This window comes from Pseudotenacibaculum sp. MALMAid0570 (assembly GCF_040151415.1).
GTDB lineage: Bacteria > Bacteroidota > Bacteroidia > Flavobacteriales > Flavobacteriaceae > Polaribacter.
In genome coordinates, this window is record NZ_JBDKWF010000042.1 from 14,067 (window position 1) to 33,076 (window position 19,010).

Here is a 19,010-nt window from a genome sequence, read left to right on the forward strand (position 1 = left end):
ATCTACGTTAAAATCGAAAACCAGCTAATTATAACTTCTATTTTTGAGTAATGGGTAAACGAATATTTGTCCTTATTGTTGTGTTAATGAGTATTTCCTTGATAGGAATTATCTCTGTACAATTGTATTGGATCAATAATGCAATTGAGAGTAAAGATGCTCAATTTGATAATGATGTAAAGAAGGCGATGGCAAGAGCTTCTGAAAGGTTGAAGCTAAAAGAACAAGATCTATATTATAACAAAATCAAACCGATTTTTGATAGTAAGGAGTTTTTAAACAAAGCAGAAATTAAAAACTATCTGATTCAACAAATTGATACGGTTAATAATAGAAAGTTTTCTTTTGGATCAACAATTATTGAGGAAGATTTTAAAGTACCATTAGATATCCTTAATGAAAGTCAGTTTTTCAGTAATGATACCATAGTATTGACAAGATTTACAAGAAGGAATGACCGATTTACCGCTCAGTTAATTGCTGATGATAAATCAATAATCGACTTTAATGAGAAAAGTTTTTCAAAGACTAGCAAGTTTGACGAGTGGATTAATAGAAAAGAAATTAATGATGTGTTTAATGATTATCGAAATGAATTTCCAATTCATCAGAGAATTAGCAACAGAGAAATCAATACCACATTAAGAGAAGAGTTAGAAAAGAATAATATCGATATAGATTTTAAATACGGTGTGTATAATAATGGTTTAGCAACCAAACTAAAATCGGGTTATTTCACAATAGATCCTGATAAAAGTTATGATTACCCTTTATTTAAAGATGAAAATGGATACAGCGATCATACGTTGTATGTAAATTTTCCTGAAAAGAGTAAACATATCTTATCAGACATATCATATATTCTTTTACTGTCGTTATTTTTCATTTTCATCATTATTGTAGCTTTCTCAAGTTCATTGTATCAATTGGTTAAACAAAAGAAGATATCTGAGATCAAAACAGATTTCATTAATAACATGACACATGAGTTCAAGACTCCAATTGCAACAATCAATCTAGCATTAGATTCTATCAAAAATCCAAAAATTATAAAGGACGAAGAAAAAGTGCTTCGTTATATAAAAATGATTAGAGATGAGAATAAAAGAATGCATGGTCAAGTAGAAAATGTACTAAGAATCTCTAGACTCGAAAAAAATCAAATAGAAATTAACAAAGATGCAGTAGATATTCATGATTTAGTAGAAGATGCTATTTCACACGTTAATTTATTGGCTTTAGATAAAAAAGGAACTATTACAACGCATTTTAACGCTATACAGTCTGAAGCATTAGCAAATCAATTTCATATGACCAATGTAATGGTAAATATGCTAGAGAATGCTTTAAAATACTCAGTTGATCCTCCTAAAATAGATATCTATACAGAGAGTACAAATAAGAATATTATTATTAAAATAAAAGACGAAGGTATAGGAATGGGCAAGCAAGCTCAGAAGTATATTTTCGATAAATTCTACAGAGAACAAAAAGGAAATATCCATGATGTAAAAGGTCACGGTTTAGGTTTGGCTTATGTAAAAGAAATCATAGATAATCATCACGGAACGGTTTTTGTAGAAAGCGAGAAAGGAAAAGGAAGCACATTTACAGTAAAATTACCTTTAATATAAATTTTAAAAACATGGGAAGTAAAAAGATTTTATTAGTTGAAGACGATCCAAATTTTGGAACAGTTCTTAAAGATTACTTAGCATTAAACGATTATAACGTTACACATGCTAAAGATGGAATAGAAGGGTTAATTATGTTTAAAAACAATGATTTTGACCTTTGTATATTGGATGTTATGATGCCAAGAAAAGATGGTTTTTCTTTAGCACAAGACATTAGATCAACAAATAAAGAAGTGCCTATTATCTTTTTAACAGCAAAAACAATGAAAGAAGATGTGTTAAGAGGATATCAAGTAGGAGCTGACGATTATTTGAACAAACCTTTTGATTCTGAGGTTTTATTATTTAAGATTAAAGCAATCTTACAAAGAAAAGAATCAGAAACAACCACCGAAAACGAACAATTTGAATTTAATATTGGAAGCTTCTTTTTCAATTCTAAATTACGTCACCTTTCGATAGGGAAAAATGAACCTCAAAAATTATCGCCTAAAGAGAGCAAACTTTTAAGAATGTTAGCGCTTCATAAAAACGACTTGATGCCAAGAGAATTGGCTCTAACAAAAATATGGAGAGACGATAATTACTTTACTTCTAGAAGTATGGATGTGTACATCGCAAAATTAAGAAAGTACTTAAAAGAAGATGAAGAAGTAGAAATTTTAAATATTCACGGAGAAGGATTTCGATTGGTAGATAAAGCCTAATCGATTATAACTTCCCAAAAATAATAAGCTCAGGTTGATTTTCAGCCTGAGCTTTTGTACTTTTATAGTATGGCTCAGTTCATCAAAATATACAATACAAACCCGAATCCTAAAGAGATAGAAAAGGCTGTAAAAGTCCTTAGAAATGGGGGATTGGTTATTTATCCAACAGATACAGTTTATGGACTTGGATGTGATATTACAAACACGAAAGCTTTAGAAAAAGTAGCCAAGATTAAAGGTGTAAAATTAGAGAAAGCAAATTTTTCATTCGTCTGTAATGATTTAAGTCATCTCTCTGATTATGTCAAACAAATTGACACACCAACCTATAAGATTTTAAAAAGAGCTTTACCAGGACCTTATACCTTTGTTCTTCCTGGAAGCAATTCACTTCCTAAAGTATTTAAAAAGAAAAAAACAGTAGGAATTCGTGTTCCGGATAATAATATAGCAAGAGAACTAGTAGCTGAGTTAGGAAATCCAATTGTATCTACTTCTATACACGATGAAGACGATGTTTTAGAATATACCACAGACCCTGAATTGATTTTTGAGAAGTGGCAAAATAGAGTAGATATGGTAATAGATGGAGGCTATGGAGACAATCATGCTTCTACTGTTATAGATTTAACTGATGGCGAACCAGAAGTTTTAAGAAAAGGAAAAGGAAGTTTAGATATTCTATAAGAATCTATTTTAGATTCTGAAACTTTCTTCTTCCCAAAAGAAAATATTGCCAAACAATACTAGTGTGTAAATTGTAATCAGATTTTTTCTGTAATTTTTTACGCTTCTTTAAGAACTTGTAAAAGTTTTTATACAAACTTAGATGCGCTTTTATAATAGCCCAAGTATGTATGGGTCTTAATTCAACAATAAATTTAATTCCTGCTACACCATCTAAAATCAAACGAGAAAAAACTACAAACAAAAACCATTGCTTAGGTACATTTTTTATGATGTTTAACAAGCTATTTCTAAAATTCAAGTAGGTTTTATGCGGATTACTTTCTTGTAAAGTGGCCCCGCCAACATGATATACAGTAGATGTACCAACATATTTTATAGTATACCCTTCATTTTGAATTCTCCAACATAAATCTACTTCCTCTTGATGTGCAAAGTAATCTTCATCAAATCCTTCTAGCTTATGATATACCTCAGATCGTACAAAAAAACAAGCTCCAGAAGCCCAGAAAATTTGCGAGACATCATCAAACTGACCTTCATCTTTTTCTAAATGATTAAAAACACGACCCCTGCAATAAGGATATCCATACAAGTCGATAAAACCACCTCCAGCACCAGCATATTCAAACTTTATTTTGTCTTTATAATCTAGCAATTTAGGTTGAATAACAGCAGTGCTTACCTCATTCTCAAACACTTCTAATACAGGCTCTAACCAACCTTTAGAAACTTCTACGTCAGAATTAATCAAACAGTAAATATCTGCTTTTATAGATTGTAAAGCATCATTATAACCTTTCGCATAACCTCCATTGATTGAATTTTCAACAATATGAACTGATGGAAAGTGTTCTTTTACGAAAGAGATTGAATCGTCTGTACTTGCATTATCTGCAACATAAATATCAGCCAATTCAGAACTAAAATTGACGATTGAAGGTAAAAATTGCTCTAACAACTTTCTTCCGTTCCAGTTTAATATGACGATAGCTACATTCAAGGCTGCAAACTTACTATTTATGAATGAATAGGAGATGCAAAGATTTGCTAAAATTCATATTCAGGAATGTCTCTAAGAAAAACATAGGTTTGATTTTCTAAATCAGATTGACAATAATAATGATTCAAACCGTTAGAAACCATTAAATAATTAGCTTCAAGCGTAAGATTATACCTAGCAATTTGATCAAATGTTTCTTGAGAAATTGAAATAGAAGGAGCTTTGCATTCAACGATAATTTCAGGTAATCCTTTGCGATTATATACTACAATGTCTGTTCTTTTGGTTAGAGAATTTATCTTTAACTGCTTTTCAACAGCAATCAAAGAGATAGGATATTTTTTTTCATGAATTAAGTAATGAAGAATATGTTGTCGCACCCATTCTTCTGGAGTTAAAACCACATATTTTTTTCTAATAATATCAAAAATAAGTGTCTTATTTTCGCTAGATTTGAGTCGAAATGAGTACGATGATAAATTCAGTTGTTGCATCACTCAAATGTAATTATTTCTAGAATTAGTTAGACACTTCATGAACGAAATCAATCAGATTGTTTCTGATATTAAAAGCGGAACGATTAAACCTGTTTATTTTTTAATGGGTGAAGAGCCTTATTATATTGATAAAATTTCTGATTTTATTGAAGAAAATGTGCTTGATGAAGCTGAAAAAGGATTCAATCAAGCAGTGATGTATGGACGCGATGTTTCTATTGAAGAGATTGTAGCTTCTGCTAAACGTTTTCCTATGATGGCTGAAAAACAAGTTTTGATTGTAAAAGAAGCGCAAGATTTGAGCAGAACAATTGAAAAATTGACTACCTATGTAGAAAATCCGCAACCTTCAACGGTTTTGGTTTTAAATTATAAGTACAAAAAACTTGACAAACGAAAGAAGCTATACAAAGCAGTTTCTAAAAATGGGTTAATCTTCGAAAGTAAACCTTTGTATGAAAATCAAGTTGGTGATTGGATACGAAGAGTTTTGGGAGGAAAAAAATACCAAGTTGAACCCAAGGCCGCTCAAATGTTGGTTGAGTTTTTGGGAACTGATTTAAGTAAGATTAGTAATGAATTAGATAAACTCATTACAATACTTCCGCAAGGAACCATCATCACGCCAGAACATATTGAAGAGAACATAGGGATTTCTAAAGACTTTAATAATTTTGAGCTAAGAAAAGCTGTTGGAGAAAGAGATATCTTAAAAGCCAATAGAATTATTACCTATTTTGCTCAAAATCCCAAAAGCAACCCTTTGGTCATGACTATTTCATTGCTCAATAGTTTTTTTACTCAACTATTAATTTATCATGGATTAAAAAATAAATCCAGAGATCATGTAGCAAAAGCCTTAGGAATTCGACCTTTTTTTGTAACCGATTATACTACAGCCGGTAGAAATTATCCAATGCGTAAAGTAGCGCAAATTATTGCGATGTTGCGTGAGGCTGATGTAAAAAGTAAAGGAGTTGGGGCAACCAATCAAACTCAAGGAGATATCTTAAAAGAACTTTTATTTAAGATGATGCATTAATTAAACTGTAAAAAAGGCTAAAGCAAAGAAGATAACAATTGCTAGCGTAACAATGAGATAAGAAAGAATACTTCTCAATCTTTGATTTCTAATGTCTCTTCTTATTTCTTTTTTGAGTAGTTCCATTTGATGTTTTGATATTTCAGGAAAATCAAATTCATCTCCTTCCTTATCATATGCATCCTTAACAAAACTTTCTTTTCTCTTTTGAAGTTGATACTTTAGTTCTGCCTTGCGATATTTTTCTCGATTCTGTCTTTTAATAAGTAAAGTTAAAGCTCCCCAAGATCCATGCATAGTTTTATTTTAAAGATAATAAAATCATTTTACTATCTTTATAATACTATTAATCTAAAAACTGTTTTCTATAGATAGAACACTAAATATCAAATAATTAAATCCCCCTAAACCATGAAGTCCCCTAAAAACAAAAGGTTTAGTAGAGTTAAAAAACAACTCTACTTACTATTACTATTCCCCTTATTGATTCTTTCTTACTCATTATTTTTTTCCGAAAAAAATCAAGCAAAACCTATCACTAAAGATACTTTAGAAGTAGAATCGTCTCTGCAAAGAGAAAATGTTTTAGAAGAGTTTGTTCCTAATGAAGAAACTGAATTTTTTTCTAAAGAAGAAGGCAAACCATTGCTTTGGTATGCTATGATAAATGATTCTATTGTCTTTTACAAAAACAAAGGAAATCATCCTATTACAGGTAAACCACTCAAATTAGTTACCGAAGAAGTTATTAATAAATACAAAGCCAGTTTGAAGCCAGAGAAAAAATTAGCGGTAGTTGTTAAAAAAAGAGATTATAAGGTAAATGAAATTAAAATTATCAAAAAGAAGAAAAAACCAGTTGTAAAAAAGAAGGTTAAAAGAGAAAGCATATGGAATACCAAACTTTACAATACCAAAGAAGAAGATGAAGTAGGACTTTTTGTATTTAATCAGAACAACAAAATTGATGCGCCTTTAATGAATCGATTTAAGAAAGAATTTAGAAAGAAAGGATATTTTGTTACAGATCAGATTATTTATTCCTCAGAAATAACACATGAGATTGCTACACATCTGAAATCTTCAAATGTTGAATATTTTAAAGGAAATTTAAAAAAGTACGCAGATTATATTTGCATAGCTTCTGTAACTTATGCGTATAAACCTAATGCTTACAGAAATGATTTAACAGATTGTACGATGCGGATTATCTACTTTATTTATGATGCATCTTCTGCTCAAAAGATGTTTTCTGAAACTGATAAAGTCATAGGATCTGGACAAACGAAAAAAACAGCAAAAGAAGCAGCTATTGATAAATTTATACTATAAAAAAAGACCGAGTTTCTTTACTCGGTCTTTTAATTTTTAAATAGTTCTTTAGCTTATTCAGACTTTTCTTTCTTCTCTTCTTTCTTTTCAGCTTTGTCAGCAACAATTCTCTTATCCATGTTTGCTACTTCCCAAGCAGTATGAAATACCAAACGTGTTCTTTTTTCTAACATTTCATAGTTAATCTTATCTGGAGTATCACCAATCCCGTGATAGTCTTCATGTGTTCCATTAAAATAAAAAATGATAGGAACATCATACTGAGCAAAGTTATAGTGGTCAGATCTGTAGTAAAAACGATTTGGATCGTTATCATCATTATACTTATAATCTAACTGAATATTGGTGTACTTTTTATTCATTGCTTCAGATATGTTGTGCAATTCAGTACTTAACTTATCAGAACCAATTAAATACACATAATTCGGATCTCCTTTATGTCTTTCATCAGTACGACCTATCATATCTATATTCAAATCTGTTACAGTATTAGCAATTGGGAATGTTGGGTTTTCTGTATAGTAACGAGAACCTAATAAGCCTTTTTCCTCACCAGTTACATGCAAGAAAAGAATAGAACGTTTTGGACCATGACCAGCTTCAGCGGCTTTCTTAAAAGCCTCAGCTATTTCTAAAATGGCAACAGTTCCGGAACCATCATCGTCTGCTCCATTGTAAATTTCACCTTTGTTGTTTTTTCCTACATGATCTAAGTGAGCAGAAATAACAACAATTTCATCTGGTTTTTCAGTTCCTTTGATATAGGCCAACACATTTTCAGAATCTTTTAAATTTCTTCCTCTTGAAAATCTGTTCAAATATGAAGCAGGAACTTCTTGGAAATAATTATCACCACCTAAAGGAGAAGCAATTCCTTCTTTCACATAAAAATTCTTTAAATATTCTACAGCTTTTTTCTGCCCAGGTTCCCCTGTATTTCTTCCTTCATATTCATCAGAAGAGTAAATAAATAAATGATTTCCCAAATCTTTAGCTGTAATAGAAGATGCATATTTTAAAGCTAAATCTACATTAGCATCAGTAGATTTTACATTTTTACTCGATCCACAAGATGCTAAGACAAGTAAACTAGCAACAAAGAGTATTTTTCTCATTGAATTAAAAATTAATTTTATTTGGTAATTAGTGTCTAAAAACAACCATTTGTTACAAACAAGTTTAAAAGTAAATACTTAGCTTTTTTTATTGATAACAAATTGTTCTAAGGCTGCGTTAAAGTTAATGATTTCTGCTGGAAAAAGCTGATCAAAAGAGTTTCTTTCAATCAGTTCTTCTCTACTTCCGCTATCTACTTCTTTATCAGTTAATAAAATGATTCTATTGGCAGATTGAATGGCTAAGTTAACTTGATGGGAAGTTGTGATAATTGTTTTGTGTGTTTCCTTAACAAGCTTCTCTAAAAGTTGAAAAATTTTGATTGTATGATGCATGTCTAAATGAGCTGTTGGTTCATCTAACATAATAATTTCAGTATCCTGAGCTAAAGCTCTAGCAATCATTACTCTTTGCAATTGACCATCACTTAATTCATAAAAATGTTTGTTAGCCAATTCTTTTGTGTCTGTTTGACCCATTGCCCAATGAATTTTTTCAACATCTTCATTCTGAAGCTTTCCTATCCAGTTGGTATATGGTTGTCTACCAAGAGCAATTAGTTCAAAAACTGTTAGCTGACTTTCTGGTAAACGCTCTGTTAAAACCAACCCGATTTTTTTAGACAACGCTTTAAGATCGAAACGCTCGAGATTTTCTCCATCAAGTAGAATACTGCCACTCAAAGCATTTTGAACTTTGGTAAGCGTTCTTAAAAGAGTAGATTTTCCAATTCCATTTTTTCCAAGTACAGCAATCAATTCTCCTTTGTAAAGCTTTAAATTGATGTTACCTTGAATTTGATGTACTGTTTTTTTGTCACTATAACCAATAGAAAGATCATGTGTTTCAAGAATGATATGTTTCTTGTGATTACTCATACATAAATTTTCTTTTTACGAACTAACAACCAAATCACTACTGGAGCTCCAAATAAAGAAGTAACAGCATTAATGGGTAATGTAAATTCGCTAGTTGGTAATTGTGCAATCATATCACAAATGAGAAGTATAATAGCTCCTAAAAGTGCTACAGCAGGAATTAAAATTTTATGGTTAGACGTTTTAAAAACTAACTTAGTAATGTGAGGTACAGCCAAGCCTATAAAAGCTATTGGTCCTGCAAATGCAGTAATAACACCTGTGAGTAAACTTGTAATAAAAAGAATGATATTCCTGCTTTTTTTAATATTGATTCCAACACTTTTCGCATAATTCTCACCCAATAAAAAAGCATTTAAAGGTTTAAAAACTTTCAACAAAGAGATAATTCCGATAAAGAAAATAACCACAAAAACTCCAACTTCTTCCCAAGATAGATTTCCTAAACTTCCAAAACTCCAAAATATATACTGTTGAATTTGTTGGGCACTACTAAAATAGGTAAGCACACTAATAATTGCAGCACTTACAGTGCCAAACATTAATCCGATGATTAGAATAGACATCGTATTACGAACTTTATTTGCCGCTAGTAAAACAGCAAATAAAACCAAAGCAGCGCCTAAACTTGATGTTAAAGCGATAGCCCAGTTAGAAATTGCTAGTGATGCAATAACACCACCAAATATACTAGAACCTAAGATGAGTAAAGCAACACCCAAACTAGCTCCAGAAGAAATACCTAAAACAAAAGGACCTGCCAAAGGGTTTCTAAACAATGTTTGCATTAATAAGCCGCTAATGGATAATCCAGAGCCAACTAATATTGCTGTGATAGCTTTGGGTAACCTAAAATTTACAACAATTAGATCCCAACTCTCTTTCGAACTATTTCCTCCTATAAGAATATCAAAAATTTCGGAAAAAGGAATGGAAACAGACCCAAGACTTATATTGAGAAACAACAATGCAACCAACACAATAGGGAGGGCTATAAATTGTTTTGAATATGTCTTTTGAGTAATCAATCTATGTTGTTTAAAAATTGAACTAGTTTCTGAATTGCTATTCCTCTATGACTAATACTATTTTTCTCATCAGAACTCATTTCAGCGAATGATAAAGAATATCCTTCAGGTTGGAAAACAGGATCGTAACCAAACCCTTTACTACCTGATCTTTTTTTTAGTATTAACCCTTTACAAATTCCTTCAAAATCATAACTTTTATCATCTAAATTTAGAGTGATTATAGTTCTAAATTGAGCACTTCTATCTTCTTTATCTTCAATCTCTGTAAGAAGTTTTTCTATATTTTTATCTGCACTTCTAGGTTCACCACCATATCTAGCAGAATATACACCCGGAGCTCCTAGTAAACTGTCTACTTCTAATCCAGTATCGTCTGCAAAACAATCATACCCATAATGTTCTGTAATATAATCAGCTTTTAATTTGGCATTTCCTTCTAAGGTGGTTGCTGTTTCTTCAATTTCTTCAGAACAACCTATATCTTTTAATGAAAGAAGTTCTATTTGATCAGATAACATTTCCTGAACTTCTTTTAATTTATTAAGGTTATTTGTGGCAAAAACCAATCTCATAAATGATAGTTAAAGCACAAATGTAATCAAATAAAGTCGTTTCATTTATAGAAAAATGAGTACATTGCAGTTTGAGGGTAGGAGCCCGAATCCCTTGACACTACTGATTTGTCGCATAAATGTCGGGTTTAAATCATTCTAAAAAATTTGACAAGTTGAATTCTGAAAGTAACATTGCATGAAAAACAAAAACTTGTACATCATGAAACAGCCAGAATTAGGAAAAAGAATCCTAGAGTTGAGAAAATCGAAAGGTTTAACTCAAGAAGAACTTGTTGAAAAATGTAATATCAACGTAAGAACTATACAGCGAATTGAAGCTGGAGATGTAACACCTAGAAGTTTTACTGTAAAAACTATTTTGGAAGTATTAGGAGTAGATTCTAATTTATTTTTCGGACCTTCTATTCACGAAGAACCTCAAATAGTTTTATCTCAATCAGACAAAACGACATTACAAATTAGTTGGATATCAGGAATATTTTTGATGATATTTTCTGTTATTGGAATGATAGTAGAATATATGCTAATTTCAGGAAACCACGATTTTGACACAGAATTGATTCCTACTCTTTCTTGGAATGTACCTTTTTTAATTGCTTTATTCTTTTTCTTAAGAGGATATCACAAAATTGGAAAACTGGTTCAAAACTCTACTTTGGTTTTAGCATCATATATCTATTTTGTTTTGGAAATAATCATTACCATTCTAATGGTTTTTACATCATTTTCTTCTTTTAGTAATTATGCAGAAATGTCGATAACAGTTGTCGCTATATCTATGCTATTTGGAATATCTGAGTTGGTTTTAGGGATTGGTATAATGAAATTAAAAGAGCAATTAGGATCTTATCCGCAAGTAATAGGAATCATAAAAATTGTTTTAGGAGTTTTACTTATCTCTGTTGTATTTGCGCCTTTAGCAGGATTCCTTGTCGTGCCAATACTGATTTTTGAAGTAGTTTTTATCTACAATACACTACAAGAGTTTAATAAGTAGCAAAACAAGAACACTTTTTTTATAACATGTTTTATAAATGACTTAGAATTAAGTCCAGTACAAACTCGTGCCAAAATCTAACAATAGCATCAATATTATTAACTTATAAATTAAACAATATGGGAATTATCAATTTTAAAATTATACTCCGATTAACCATTCTAATAACCACTCTTATTTTGAATTCAAAATCAACTTTTGCTTGTACAATAGTAAGCGGAATAGATTGTAAAGGACATGTGTGGAATGCAAACAATGAAGATGGGCCTTTTGGGGTTGCTAATTTCATCAATGTATATCCAAAAACTGAAAATACTAAATATGGATACTATACTTTTAGTTATTTTTCATCAAGATATGGACAAAGCGGGAGTATACAAGGAGGGATGAATGAAGCTGGATTAACTTTTGATTTCAACTCAGTTAACCTTAATAAAGACTTAGAATCAAAGGGTAAATTAGCGTTTCCTAAAGGAGACCAAGCCATACTTATTCATATTCTATCCAATATGAATTCTGTAGAACAAGTAATAGAATTCTTTAATACTTATTGGTTTCAAAACGGGTTTAAAACAGCACAAATGCATGTTGCTGATAGAACAGGAAGGTTTGCCATTATAAGTGCTTCAGGAATTCAAATAGCTAAAAAAGGAGAATCATTGGTGTCAACAAATTTTGATATCTGTGGAAAAGAAGACAAATCTTCATGTTGGAGATTTCCTATAGCTACATCAAAAATTAACAAAGAAGGAGCTAGTTTGGAAACAATGATTAGTATCTGCAAAGAGACTGCTCCTAAAAGCGGAGCAACAATGTATTCTAATATTCAAAACTTAACCACTGGTGATGCTTGGTTCTTTTCGAAACACAGCGGCAATAAAATTGTGAAGACAAATATTAAAGACATGTTAATTAAAGGAAGAAAATCGTACTCATTTAGTGATTTGAATTCATTGGTGGAAGAAAGACCAAAATACAAGTGGGAAAAATTAGAGAAAGTAAGGTTAAAAGATGAAAAACTAGATGATTACACCGGAGACTATGAAAATTCAGCCTTAGGTAAAGTCAAAATATTTAAAGGAAAAATAGGAATTCAAATATTATTTCCTGGAGAACAGCCTTTGAATTTTTATCCAGCTTCAGAAACTACATTTTTCTTTCCTTATGAAGATATCAAAGTAAAGTTTTTAAAAAATGAAAAAGGTGAGCTTAGTGGGATTCGTTTTTATGACAAATCATTTTGGTCTTTTACAGCTACAAAAATTACATCAAATTAATCCTTATTCATGATGATAAGGCTCATTTCTTAAAATAGTAAAGCCTCTGTAAACCTGTTCAACAACAAATAAGCGAATCATCTGATGGGAAAAAGTCATTTTAGAAAATGAGATTTTTCCCATTGCTTTTTGATAGACCTTTTCAGAAAAACCATAAGGGCCTCCAATTACAAAAACCAATTGTTTGATACCAGAGTTCATTTTCTTTTGAAGATAATTAGCAAACTCTATAGAACGAAATTCTTTTCCCTTTTCATCCAATAAAATCATTTGATCAAATGCTTGAATTTTACTTAAAATCAATTCACCTTCCTTTTCTTTTTGTTGAAGTTGACTCAGATTCTTACTATTCTTAAGATCTGGAATTACTTCTAACCGAAAGTTGATATAATGTTGTAAACGTTTTTGATAATTCTCAATCAATTGATTAAGGTTTTTATCATCCGTTTTTCCAATAACAAGGAGTTTGATTTTCATTTGACAAAATTACAAATTATGAATTGGCAATTCTTAATTCATAATTGATTAGTATTTTAGCGTGACAAATTTTTCAATAAATGATATCCCCAGAACAATTCGAAAAAGAACTAGAGCTTATAATTACCAATGCAATTAGAGAAGATATTGGCGAAGGCGATCATACATCTCTTTCTTGTATTCCGAAAGAAGCTCAAGGGAAAGCAAAACTCTTAGTAAAAGATACTGGAATAATTGCTGGTGTTGAGTTTGCTAAAAAAGTATTTCATCATGTAGATCCAGAACTTGAAGTAGAGACTTTAATTAATGATGGTTCTAGCGTAAAATATGGAGATATTGTCTTTTTTGTTTCAGGTCGATCTCAATCTATTTTGCAAGCAGAACGAATTGTGTTAAATGCAATGCAAAGAATGAGTGCTATTGCTACCAAAACTTGGTTTTTTGTTGATCTCTTAAAAGGAACAAAAACAAGGGTTTTAGATACTAGAAAAACCACTCCTGGGATACGCGCTCTTGAAAAATGGGCCGTTACCATTGGAGGAGGTGTTAATCATCGTTTTGCCTTATATGATATGATGATGATTAAAGACAATCATATCGATTTTGCAGGTGGAGTATCTCAAGCAATTACCAAAGCAGAAGAATATCTAAGAGAAAAGAATATAGATATTAAGATTATTGTAGAAGCTAGAAGCTTAGAAGAAATAGAAGAAATCTTACAACATGATAGTGTTTATAGAATATTAATAGACAATTTTGATTTTGATCAGACCAAAGCAGCTGTAAAATTAATAGGAGGTAAATGCTTAACCGAATCTTCAGGTGGAATTAACGAAGAAACCATCCGGCAATATGCAGAATGTGGAGTAGATTTTATTTCCTCAGGAGCTTTAACACATTCGGTATATAATATGGATTTAAGCTTAAAAGCAATTTGAGTAAAGAAATAGAAGAGAAATTAGAAAAGATTCCGGTAATTAATTTGCTGGTTAGACTAGGAAAGAAGGTTAAAATTCCAGGTCTAGAAGGAATGTCGTTATATGATGTCATTGAAATGTATATCATCGGAATCATTGAAGGTGCTTTAACCACGAGAGCAAGCGGAATTGCTTACAGTTTCTTTATGGCTATCTTTCCTTTTATGCTCTTTGTCTTAACGCTTATACCGTATATTCCTATTGATGGATTTCAGGAAAGCTTAATGACATTGATCTCTGAAATTTTACCACCAAAAACTTTCAAAGCTGTTGATACTGTTTTACTGGATATTATTGAAAACAAACAAGTTGGATTATTATCTTTTGGTTTTTTAGCATCTATTTTTTTAATGACCAATGGCGTCAATGCCATTTTTGGAGGGTTTGAATTTTCTTATCATGTAAAAGAAGCAAGAAACTTTTTAAGAGCCTACTTTCTTTCTATGTTAGTATCATTAATCATGGCTTTATTCTTAGTGATTACAGTAGCGCTTACTGGATTTTATCAATTGTTATTGGATGCAATGATTAACAAAAAATGGATAGAAGATGAAACTCTATGGCTTTCTCTAGGTCGAGGAGTTTTATTTGTTTTGATGATTTTTACCATAGTCTCTATCTTATATAAATATGGAACAAAATCAGGCAAACACTCACGATTCCTTTCACCAGGATCAGTATTTACAACATTGCTTTCGATACTTACATTTTATGTATTCAGTTTTTACGTAAACGAATTTGCACAATACAATGAGTTATATGGATCTATAGGAACACTCTTAATTTTAATGTTATTTATATGGTTAAATGCCATCATTCTATTATTGGGCTTTGAGTTAAATGCTAGCATTTACTCTTTACGATTGAAAAATAAAACACAATCCGAAGAATAAGAGTTCATTCAATTTTTCAGATATTTGCAAACTGATAATTGATAACTGAAAATAGATAACTGAATATGAAACCCAGTATCCCAAAAGGAACCAGAGATTTTTCTTCTACAGAAGTAGCCAATCGTACGTATATTATGAATACGATCAAAGCCGCTTTTGAAGTCTATGGATTTCAACCTATTGAAACTCCTAGTTTTGAGAATTCATCTACTCTGATGGGAAAATATGGGGAAGAAGGAGATCGTTTGATTTTTAAAATTTTAAACTCTGGAGATTACTTATCTAAAGTAGACAACTCATTACTCGAATTAAAAAATAGTAATAAAGTAACTTCTAAAATTTCTGAAAAAGCATTGCGCTATGATCTAACAGTTCCTTTTGCACGTTATGTAGTGCAACACCAAAATGAGATTACTTTTCCGTTTAAACGTTATCAAATTCAACCAGTATGGAGAGCAGATCGTCCACAAAAAGGTCGTTTTAGAGAGTTTTATCAATGCGATGCAGATGTTGTTGGAAGTAAATCTTTACTACAAGAAGTAGAGTTTGTTCAGCTGTATGATGAAGTGTTTACCAATTTAGGATTGAAAGGAACAACCATTAAAATCAACAATCGTAAAATTTTATCAGGAATTGCTGAAGTCATTGGAGCCAAAGACAAATTGATAGATTTCACAGTTGCTTTAGATAAATTAGACAAGATTGGAGTAGAAGGCGTAGTTAAAGAAATGTTGTCAAAAAACATTTCTGAAGAAGCCATTGAAAAAGTAAAACCACTATTTCAACTCACAGGATCCAATAAAGAACAATTAGAAGTTTTAAGGAACCTATTGAATACTTCTGAAGAAGGAAAAAATGGAGTGCAAGAATTACAATTTGTAATGAATGCTATTGAAGACTTAGGATTACAATCTGCATCGTTACAATTAGATGTAACATTGGCTCGTGGTTTAAACTATTACACAGGAGCTATTTTTGAAGTGGCTGCACCAGAAGGCGTAAAAATGGGTTCTATTGGCGGTGGAGGAAGATATGATGATTTGACAGGAATTTTTGGTTTAAAAGATGTAAGCGGAGTTGGAATTTCATTCGGGTTGGATAGAATTTATCTTGTATTAGAAGAACTTGGATTATTTGAAACTGTAGAGTTGCCAAAACCTAAAATTTTATTCTTAAACTTTGAAGGTGATGATAATTTAATTCAGTTACAAGCATTGCAAACATTACGTAGAGCAGGAGTTAAATCGGAAATTTATCCTGATATGGCTTCTAGTAACAATCAACAAAAGAAGCAATGGAAATATGCAGAGAAAAGAGCTATTCCATTTGTAATTTCTAAAATAGAGAACGACCAATTCGCTTTAAAAGATATGATTAACAGAACAGAAGTTAATTGTAGTTTAGAAGAATTGATACTAAAAATGAAGTAAATTTCGATGGTAAAGTCGTAAATTTGCACCCTAATTTAATACTCAGAACAAAGCGAAGATGAAAATAAGTGAAGATAGAATTGATGAGATAGGAGAGAATCATGTTGGAACATCTGCAAAAACACCTTTACGTGATGATGCATTTGATATTACAGATAAAGAAAAGATAGAAAGAATTCAAGAGAGCGTTAAAGATATTTTGATCACTCTTGGTATGGATTTAGAAGATGATAGCTTAAAAGGAACTCCCAAAAGGGTAGCTAAAGCATTTGTAAATGAATTATTTATGGGATTGAACCCAGAAAATAAGCCAAGTGCTTCTACTTTTGATAATAACTATAACTATGGAGAAATGTTGGTGGAAAAGAATATTGTTGTGTATTCTACTTGCGAACACCATTTACTTCCTATAGTTGGAAGAGCACACGTAGCTTATATTTCTAACGGTAAAGTAATTGGACTTTCTAAAATGAACCGTATTGTAGAGTATTTTGCTAAAAGGCCTCAAGTGCAAGAACGTTTAACCATGCAAGTAGTACAAGCAATGCAAGAAGCTTTAGGAACTCAAGATGTTGCATGTGTAATAGATGCAAAACATTTATGTGTAAACTCCAGAGGAATTAAAGATATTGAAAGTAGTACTGTAACTGCTGAGTTTGGAGGAAAGTTTAAAAATAAAGAAACAAAGCAAGAGTTTTTAGACTATTTGAAAATGGATACAGATTTTCAAAGTTTATAATTCTTAGACTATATCAAATAAAAACGCCGCTGATTTCAGCGGCGTTTTTTAATCTGTATAGATTTCATATTTCTTAATGAGTTTGTCTTTTTCATGATAAAACTCATTTTCAACTTTAGATCTTTTGAGTGTATACTTATGAAGTAAATCTTTAGATTTTAAGTCATACTTATTTTTTATTTTTTGAGCTTTCTTTTTGTATTTGTTGTGATTAACACTGCCCTTTAATAAACTTCCTTCATATTTGCTCTTTAATTTGGTCATTTCTAACTCAAGATTGGAACTAATTGCCTGAACTTCTTTTTTATATTCAGCAGACATCAACTTCATTTTCTTTTCAACAGAGCTTTGTAACTGAGCAAACTTGTTTTGAAACTCAATATACTTTTTATTCTGATTTTGCCCGAAACCAGCAAAGCCAGTCATACATGCAATCAACAGAAGAAAACAGATTTTTTTCATTTTTTCTTTTTAGATATGACTAAAATATAAAAAATATGAAACTTTTTGCGACACATTTTGATAACTTACGTTATTAGAAATGTAAAGACCAACCAAAAAGATCTTTTTGAACGAGAAGCAACTCATACAAAGATGTAAAGAAAACAGCTATTCAGCTCAATTAACCGTGTACAACTTGTACAAGGATATGATGTACAATGTGAGTTATAGAATTGTGAAGAGCAGAGAAGATGCTGAAGACATTATACAAGAGTCATTTATAAAAGCTTTTGAAAAGATTGGTCAGATTAAAGAAGAATTAAGTTTAGGGTCTTGGTTAAAGAAAATAGTGATTAATGCTTCTTTAGATGCAATTAGAAAGAGAAAGAGAGAATACTGGGTTGAAGAAACGCAAATAGCAGATGAAGAAACTGAAGAATTAGAACTTGATGAATACTCTGAGATTTCTGTTGAATTGATTAAGAAATGTATCAATAATTTAAAAGAGAAATATCGTGTCATCTTGGTTCTATACATGATTGAAGATTACAATCACAGAGAAATTAGTGAATTATTGAATTTGAAAGAAAGCACTGTTAGAAATCAATATAGAAGAGGAAAAAACATGTTGGTTGAAAGCATACAAAACATAAGAAAAAATGAATTTAAAAGACTACATACAGGATCATAAAGCTGAGTTTGAAGATCAGAAAGTATCTTCTTTGGTAGACGAAAAGTTTGAACAAAAACTTAAAAAGACATTACATCAGCCTAAAAGAGGAAAGGTTGTCTACTTGAAGTATTTTTCTATAGCAGCTTCTTTAGTTTTAATTGTATCTACCGTATTCTGGTTGCAAGATAAAATTTATAGTGATCAAAAGAGAACAGAAATTTTAGCCGATTTAGAAGATGAATCAACAGGAGTAAGGCTAGAAGCTGTTTATGAGTTTAGTGATGTTTATCAAAAGGAAGATAAAAATATTATCAAAGTATTGATTAAAACATTATTAACCGATAAAAATGCAAATGTTAAGATTGCAACAATAGATGCTTTATTAAAATTCCCTCAGAATCAAGAAATTAGAGAGTCTTTAATAGAGGCCCTAAGTAAAGAAAAACAACCCCTAGTACAAATAAAGTTAATTAACTCATTAAGTATTTTAAGAGAACAACGCGCGAAAGAACCTCTTGAAGAAATCATTAAAAACGAAAAAACATTTGAAATAGTAAAGAGCAATGCTTCTATGGCTATGGCAAATTTAAAACAATAA

22 protein-coding genes are annotated in these 19,010 nt (G+C 31.0%); 13 read left to right on the top strand and 9 right to left on the bottom strand.

The features are described from left to right. Positions 1 to 50 precede the first annotated feature (50 nt). The 3 genes from AAON49_RS00865 to AAON49_RS00875 all read left to right on the top strand — a co-directional run bounded on the left by AAON49_RS00865 (position 51) and on the right by AAON49_RS00875 (position 3,034). Positions 51 to 1,634: a sensor histidine kinase gene (locus AAON49_RS00865; protein ID WP_349551939.1), complete on the top strand. Its 1,584-nt coding sequence runs from the start codon at positions 51 to 53 to the stop codon at positions 1,632 to 1,634. A gap of 11 nt (positions 1,635 to 1,645) precedes the next feature. Continuing rightward, positions 1,646 to 2,344 carry a response regulator transcription factor gene (locus AAON49_RS00870; RefSeq protein WP_349551941.1) on the top strand — a complete coding sequence of 233 codons (699 nt, stop codon included), beginning with the start codon at positions 1,646 to 1,648 and terminating at the stop codon, positions 2,342 to 2,344. A 69-nt stretch (positions 2,345 to 2,413) separates the two neighbouring features. Then, positions 2,414 to 3,034 carry an L-threonylcarbamoyladenylate synthase gene (locus AAON49_RS00875; RefSeq protein ID WP_349551942.1) on the top strand — a complete coding sequence of 207 codons (621 nt, stop codon included), beginning with the start codon at positions 2,414 to 2,416 and terminating at the stop codon, positions 3,032 to 3,034. 4 nt (positions 3,035 to 3,038) lie between these two features. Here the strand turns inward: AAON49_RS00875 and AAON49_RS00880 are convergent, their stop codons facing one another. Together AAON49_RS00880 and AAON49_RS00885 are read right to left on the bottom strand one after the other, a co-directional pair. Beyond that, positions 3,039 to 4,037, bottom strand: coding sequence for a glycosyltransferase family 2 protein (locus tag AAON49_RS00880; RefSeq protein WP_349551944.1), 999 nt, complete (start codon positions 4,035 to 4,037; stop codon positions 3,039 to 3,041). A gap of 47 nt (positions 4,038 to 4,084) precedes the next feature. Beyond that, positions 4,085 to 4,531 carry a type I restriction enzyme HsdR N-terminal domain-containing protein gene (locus AAON49_RS00885; RefSeq protein WP_349551946.1) on the bottom strand — a complete coding sequence of 149 codons (447 nt, stop codon included), beginning with the start codon at positions 4,529 to 4,531 and terminating at the stop codon, positions 4,085 to 4,087. A gap of 40 nt (positions 4,532 to 4,571) precedes the next feature. Here AAON49_RS00885 and holA point away from each other — a divergent pair, with 40 nt between their 5' ends. Further along, the gene (gene holA, locus AAON49_RS00890) at positions 4,572 to 5,576 is read left to right on the top strand and encodes a DNA polymerase III subunit delta (RefSeq protein ID WP_349551947.1); all 1,005 of its coding nucleotides are present in this window, start codon (positions 4,572 to 4,574) and stop codon (positions 5,574 to 5,576) included. On the opposite strand, the gene AAON49_RS00895 is transcribed toward holA, so the two are convergent. Further along, positions 5,577 to 5,873, bottom strand: coding sequence for a hypothetical protein (locus tag AAON49_RS00895; protein WP_349551948.1), 297 nt, complete (start codon positions 5,871 to 5,873; stop codon positions 5,577 to 5,579). Positions 5,874 to 5,987: 114 nt separating this feature from the next. Between AAON49_RS00895 and AAON49_RS00900 the strand changes: the two genes are divergently transcribed. Then, the gene (locus AAON49_RS00900; RefSeq protein ID WP_349551950.1) at positions 5,988 to 6,908 is read left to right on the top strand and encodes a hypothetical protein; all 921 of its coding nucleotides are present in this window, start codon (positions 5,988 to 5,990) and stop codon (positions 6,906 to 6,908) included. Positions 6,909 to 6,961: 53 nt separating this feature from the next. On the opposite strand, the gene AAON49_RS00905 is transcribed toward AAON49_RS00900, so the two are convergent. From AAON49_RS00905 to AAON49_RS00920, 4 genes are all read right to left on the bottom strand, one after another. Beyond that, positions 6,962 to 8,023: a M28 family metallopeptidase gene (locus AAON49_RS00905; protein ID WP_349551952.1), complete on the bottom strand. Its 1,062-nt coding sequence runs from the start codon at positions 8,021 to 8,023 to the stop codon at positions 6,962 to 6,964. A 78-nt stretch (positions 8,024 to 8,101) separates the two neighbouring features. Beyond that, a complete protein-coding gene (locus AAON49_RS00910; protein ID WP_349551954.1) occupies positions 8,102 to 8,902 on the bottom strand; it encodes an ABC transporter ATP-binding protein in 801 nt (266 codons plus the stop codon). Beyond that, positions 8,899 to 9,927, bottom strand: coding sequence for a FecCD family ABC transporter permease (locus AAON49_RS00915; protein ID WP_349552127.1), 1,029 nt, complete (start codon positions 9,925 to 9,927; stop codon positions 8,899 to 8,901). The genes AAON49_RS00910 and AAON49_RS00915 overlap by 4 nt, the downstream gene beginning before the upstream one ends. After that, the gene (locus AAON49_RS00920) at positions 9,927 to 10,505 is read right to left on the bottom strand and encodes a non-canonical purine NTP diphosphatase (RefSeq protein ID WP_349551955.1); all 579 of its coding nucleotides are present in this window, start codon (positions 10,503 to 10,505) and stop codon (positions 9,927 to 9,929) included. The genes AAON49_RS00915 and AAON49_RS00920 overlap by 1 nt, the downstream gene beginning before the upstream one ends. A 202-nt stretch (positions 10,506 to 10,707) precedes the next feature. On the opposite strand from AAON49_RS00920, the gene AAON49_RS00925 reads away from it, so the two are divergent. Beyond that, positions 10,708 to 11,505, top strand: coding sequence for a helix-turn-helix domain-containing protein (locus tag AAON49_RS00925; RefSeq protein WP_349551956.1), 798 nt, complete (start codon positions 10,708 to 10,710; stop codon positions 11,503 to 11,505). A 119-nt stretch (positions 11,506 to 11,624) separates the two neighbouring features. Then, positions 11,625 to 12,782 carry a hypothetical protein gene (locus tag AAON49_RS00930; RefSeq protein ID WP_349551957.1) on the top strand — a complete coding sequence of 386 codons (1,158 nt, stop codon included), beginning with the start codon at positions 11,625 to 11,627 and terminating at the stop codon, positions 12,780 to 12,782. 3 nt (positions 12,783 to 12,785) lie between these two features. Here the strand turns inward: AAON49_RS00930 and rlmH are convergent, their stop codons facing one another. Next, positions 12,786 to 13,259, bottom strand: a complete 474-nt coding sequence (gene rlmH, locus AAON49_RS00935; protein WP_349551959.1) for a 23S rRNA (pseudouridine(1915)-N(3))-methyltransferase RlmH — start codon at positions 13,257 to 13,259, stop codon at positions 12,786 to 12,788. Between the two features lie 80 nt (positions 13,260 to 13,339). Between rlmH and nadC the strand changes: the two genes are divergently transcribed. From nadC to folE, 4 genes are all read left to right on the top strand, one after another. Beyond that, the gene (gene nadC / locus AAON49_RS00940) at positions 13,340 to 14,197 is read left to right on the top strand and encodes a carboxylating nicotinate-nucleotide diphosphorylase (protein WP_349551960.1); all 858 of its coding nucleotides are present in this window, start codon (positions 13,340 to 13,342) and stop codon (positions 14,195 to 14,197) included. Next, positions 14,194 to 15,129, top strand: coding sequence for a YihY/virulence factor BrkB family protein (locus tag AAON49_RS00945; RefSeq protein ID WP_349551962.1), 936 nt, complete (start codon positions 14,194 to 14,196; stop codon positions 15,127 to 15,129). The genes nadC and AAON49_RS00945 overlap by 4 nt, the downstream gene beginning before the upstream one ends. A gap of 65 nt (positions 15,130 to 15,194) precedes the next feature. Beyond that, the gene (gene hisS, locus AAON49_RS00950) at positions 15,195 to 16,559 is read left to right on the top strand and encodes a histidine--tRNA ligase (protein ID WP_349551964.1); all 1,365 of its coding nucleotides are present in this window, start codon (positions 15,195 to 15,197) and stop codon (positions 16,557 to 16,559) included. 58 nt (positions 16,560 to 16,617) lie between these two features. After that, positions 16,618 to 17,298: a GTP cyclohydrolase I FolE gene (gene folE / locus AAON49_RS00955; RefSeq protein ID WP_349551965.1), complete on the top strand. Its 681-nt coding sequence runs from the start codon at positions 16,618 to 16,620 to the stop codon at positions 17,296 to 17,298. Between the two features lie 48 nt (positions 17,299 to 17,346). Here the strand turns inward: folE and AAON49_RS00960 are convergent, their stop codons facing one another. Continuing rightward, positions 17,347 to 17,760 carry a hypothetical protein gene (locus AAON49_RS00960; RefSeq protein ID WP_349551966.1) on the bottom strand — a complete coding sequence of 138 codons (414 nt, stop codon included), beginning with the start codon at positions 17,758 to 17,760 and terminating at the stop codon, positions 17,347 to 17,349. Between the two features lie 106 nt (positions 17,761 to 17,866). On the opposite strand from AAON49_RS00960, the gene AAON49_RS00965 reads away from it, so the two are divergent. Next, positions 17,867 to 18,430, top strand: coding sequence for an RNA polymerase sigma factor (locus AAON49_RS00965; protein ID WP_349551968.1), 564 nt, complete (start codon positions 17,867 to 17,869; stop codon positions 18,428 to 18,430). Beyond that, a complete protein-coding gene (locus AAON49_RS00970) occupies positions 18,399 to 19,010 on the top strand; it encodes a HEAT repeat domain-containing protein (protein ID WP_349551970.1) in 612 nt (203 codons plus the stop codon). Before AAON49_RS00965 ends, AAON49_RS00970 begins: the two co-directional genes overlap by 32 nt.

Coding starts and splice junctions, on each gene's coding strand:
- AAON49_RS00865 (WP_349551939.1), top strand. CDS start 51: ATGGGTAAACGAATATTTGTCCTTATTGTTGTGTTAATGAGTATTTCC.
- AAON49_RS00870 (WP_349551941.1), top strand. CDS start 1,646: ATGGGAAGTAAAAAGATTTTATTAGTTGAAGACGATCCAAATTTTGGA.
- AAON49_RS00875 (WP_349551942.1), top strand. CDS start 2,414: ATGGCTCAGTTCATCAAAATATACAATACAAACCCGAATCCTAAAGAG.
- AAON49_RS00885 (WP_349551946.1), bottom strand. CDS start 4,531: ATGCAACAACTGAATTTATCATCGTACTCATTTCGACTCAAATCTAGC.
- holA (WP_349551947.1), top strand. CDS start 4,572: ATGAACGAAATCAATCAGATTGTTTCTGATATTAAAAGCGGAACGATT.
- AAON49_RS00895 (WP_349551948.1), bottom strand. CDS start 5,873: ATGCATGGATCTTGGGGAGCTTTAACTTTACTTATTAAAAGACAGAAT.
- AAON49_RS00900 (WP_349551950.1), top strand. CDS start 5,988: ATGAAGTCCCCTAAAAACAAAAGGTTTAGTAGAGTTAAAAAACAACTC.
- AAON49_RS00905 (WP_349551952.1), bottom strand. CDS start 8,023: ATGAGAAAAATACTCTTTGTTGCTAGTTTACTTGTCTTAGCATCTTGT.
- AAON49_RS00910 (WP_349551954.1), bottom strand. CDS start 8,902: ATGAGTAATCACAAGAAACATATCATTCTTGAAACACATGATCTTTCT.
- AAON49_RS00920 (WP_349551955.1), bottom strand. CDS start 10,505: ATGAGATTGGTTTTTGCCACAAATAACCTTAATAAATTAAAAGAAGTT.
- AAON49_RS00925 (WP_349551956.1), top strand. CDS start 10,708: ATGAAACAGCCAGAATTAGGAAAAAGAATCCTAGAGTTGAGAAAATCG.
- AAON49_RS00930 (WP_349551957.1), top strand. CDS start 11,625: ATGGGAATTATCAATTTTAAAATTATACTCCGATTAACCATTCTAATA.
- rlmH (WP_349551959.1), bottom strand. CDS start 13,259: ATGAAAATCAAACTCCTTGTTATTGGAAAAACGGATGATAAAAACCTT.
- nadC (WP_349551960.1), top strand. CDS start 13,340: ATGATATCCCCAGAACAATTCGAAAAAGAACTAGAGCTTATAATTACC.
- hisS (WP_349551964.1), top strand. CDS start 15,195: ATGAAACCCAGTATCCCAAAAGGAACCAGAGATTTTTCTTCTACAGAA.
- folE (WP_349551965.1), top strand. CDS start 16,618: ATGAAAATAAGTGAAGATAGAATTGATGAGATAGGAGAGAATCATGTT.
- AAON49_RS00960 (WP_349551966.1), bottom strand. CDS start 17,760: ATGAAAAAAATCTGTTTTCTTCTGTTGATTGCATGTATGACTGGCTTT.
- AAON49_RS00970 (WP_349551970.1), top strand. CDS start 18,399: ATGAATTTAAAAGACTACATACAGGATCATAAAGCTGAGTTTGAAGAT.